General features: G+C 51.0%; 2 protein-coding genes. Both read left to right on the top strand.

Annotated features, from left to right (window positions below; all coding sequences use genetic code 11):
- Positions 1–2,243 (top strand): ABC transporter permease (locus tag WBV27_RS12855; protein WP_424202525.1); only part of this gene is annotated, 2,243 nt, incomplete at its 5' end.
- Positions 2,244–2,344: 101 nt separating this feature from the next.
- Positions 2,345–2,979 (top strand): YncE family protein (locus WBV27_RS12850; protein ID WP_424202524.1); only part of this gene is annotated, 635 nt, incomplete at its 3' end.

The following is a 2,979-nucleotide window of genomic DNA, read 5'->3' as shown; positions in this document are numbered from 1 at the left end:
ACGGCCTGAGCGGCATCGAAGAACCGACGGAAGCGTACTTGGCGGATTACAACCAGGAGGATTTTGCCGTTGAGATGTTGAACCGGGTCACGCTGGAAGAGGCGGCTTACCCCATAGCGGCCACGCTTCTGGCCCGGGGCTTCTACTCGCTCAGCGACATCAAGAAAGTCGAGCCTGCCACTTTCTACAAGCTCATGGAAAACCGGATCGCCGAATTTGAAGCGAGCTACCGCGATGTCAGCCTCGAATTGAGGGAATACAAAAACACGTCCTACACGTTTCAAGGGCAATCGCATAAAGCGCTCCTCGTGAAGGATGGCGAAAAAATCAATCTTTCCTATATGGAGGAAGGGCGCAAACCATCGGCCGACAACGAAGTCGCCTTGACAAAAGTCTATGCCGACAAGAACGGCCTCGCCATCGGGGACACCCTCAACATCAAAAATAAAAGCTACCGCGTGACGGGCTTTGTGCTTTTCCCGGATTACACGCTTCCCATGTTCGATGAAACCTTCAACTTGGATACCGGGCTGCAGACCTTGCTGCTCATGTCTGATAAAGAATACGAGAACTTTGACGACAAAGAGAGTTTCCGTTTGGCCGGCATGAACCTGTCCGGGGAAAGCATAGACACCGCCTACGACAAAGACGAGCTGCCTTTCGTCAGCCAGATTACGGACACGCAGACCTCGATGAGGAGCGGAGCCATCTATGACGAACTGACCCAAGGGAAAGTCATGGCATTGGGGCTCAGTGTTTTCATCGCGGCCATTGCCGTCATCATCGTATCGATCCTGATCTACAACCTGCTCCATGCCGAAAGGGGCCAGATTGGCATCCTCAAGGCGCTCGGCTACCGCCGTTCGGAAATAGCCCGGCCCTACTTCGTTGCGATGATGGTCTTCGCCGCCCTTATGCTGATCCTGGGCTATTTCATCGGATCGCTTTATTCCGAACCGTTGAAGAAATTGTATCTGGATTTCTATCTCTTGCCCCAAGTCAAGATCGCCCAAAGCTTCACAGTTTTCGCTACGGCGATCCTTGTGCCGCTCCTCTTCTTCTCCTTAGTTTCAGGGATCATCATCTACCGCATCCTTGGCGAGAATGCCCTGGAACTGCTGAAGCCGCATGAGGGCAAGTCGATCAACCGGATCGGCCGGTACCTCAGCCGGGTCCTTTCCAATGCCAAAGGGAGCACAAAATTCAAATATCTGCATGCCATCAAAAGCACCGGCAGCTTCTTCATTTTCTTCCTAGGCATCATGTTTTCGACGATCCTGATGAGCTTTTCCTTTATGATGGGCGGTATGGTCGATCGGATGACGGTAGACTACCTGAACAAGGTCGACTACGAATATGAGGCCTATCTCGATGTCGCGCAAAGGCTTCCCGAAACGCGGCCCGGCGACGAAAAATTCCTCATCTATCCCTTCGCTGCGCTGGATGGCAACATCGTTTCGCTGCAAGGGCTGGCTTCACGCAACAAACTTTACAGCCTGTATGATGAGGAAGGCAATGACATCACCGTGAACATCCAGAACGGCGCCGTGATCACAAAACGGCTCAGCATCAAGCTCGGTGTTGAAGAAGGCGATACCATCCGCCTGGAAGTGAACGACGATACTTTCACCTTCCTTGTCAAAGGCGTGACCGATGAATATATTTCCGACAAGGTTTACCTGAACATCGAAAAACTCAGCAACATCCTGTCGGAAAACAGCACTTCGCGCCTTTACAGCGGCATCTATGCCAGCCGAAAGCCGTCCGATGTTTACTACAGCACGATCATCAGCAAGTCCGGGCTCATCGAACAATCGAAGGCGATGTCCAACTATACCCAGTTCATCTCGAACGTCATGATTGGCGGATCGGCAGTCATAGCGGCGAGCATCCTCTTTGTGCTCACTTCCTTCACCGTCGAAAAAAATTACTATGTGATTTCGCTGCTCAAAGTGATGGGTTACAAACGTCGGGAAGTCAACGCGATGATCCTGAACAGCTATTTCTTTTATGCCCTGATTTCCTATCTGATCAGCATCCCCATTGCCTTGGGTATACTGAACCTGATGATGCAGTTCTTCACGCAGGAATACGGCGTCCTCCTGCCGCTGCAGTACAGACCGATTTTCCTGTTGCAGACATTGGTTATCCTGGTCCTCATCTTCTTCGCCGGCACCTACATAAGCAGGCGGAAAATCGCCAAAATCCCACTGCAGGAAGTACTCAAATCCTATCAGGAATAAGCGTGGCCGGAAGCTTTTCGTTAGTCGCTTACCAACTCCTGTAGTAATATATTAGAAAAGCTGAACGGCTCATTTAAATATTCAACTCAGGAAGTGATAGTTTGGAAAAGAAAAAGAGAAAGAAAATCCTCGGCCTCGCTCTGATCGGCATCGTTATGGCAGGATCGGTCACGCTCGGTCTCCTTACAAAAAACGGCAAGATCGAACGGGTGGCTTTTGCCGAAGAAACGAATACAGAAGCCAGCCTCGGTTCACTGGATGAACTAATGGAGGGACTGTCCGACTATCCCAAACTGTACCGAGCGGCTTTTGAAGAGGATGGCATCGATCCGGAAGAGAACATTTTCATCATCCCGGGAATGGATGCCACTTTGACGCTCCATCATGAACACGAAGAGGAAGAAATCTGCACCACCATGACGCCGCAAGGTTTGGCCGTCAACAAAGATTACCTGTTCATATCGGCTTATTGCCAAACCAAAGAACACAATTCCGTCATCTATGTGCTGGACAAGAAGAGCGGCTCCTTCATCAAGGAAATTGTCCTGGACGGCATCCCGCATGCTGGCGGCCTCGCCTACGACAACAACCATGAGCTGCTCTGGGTCACCTCGGAAAAAGGCGACACCGCGCAAGTCATCACTCTGTCTTTGAAGGACATTGAAGCCTATGACTTCACGGATTCCGCTGAACCGATTGCCTATACGGACAGCATCGAACTGCCTGACATCAAACG

Origin of the sequence: Trichococcus sp., from assembly GCF_049589555.1 — a bacterium.
Taxonomy (GTDB): domain Bacteria; phylum Bacillota; class Bacilli; order Lactobacillales; family Aerococcaceae; genus Trichococcus.
This window is presented reverse-complemented; position numbering and strand designations above follow the sequence as displayed.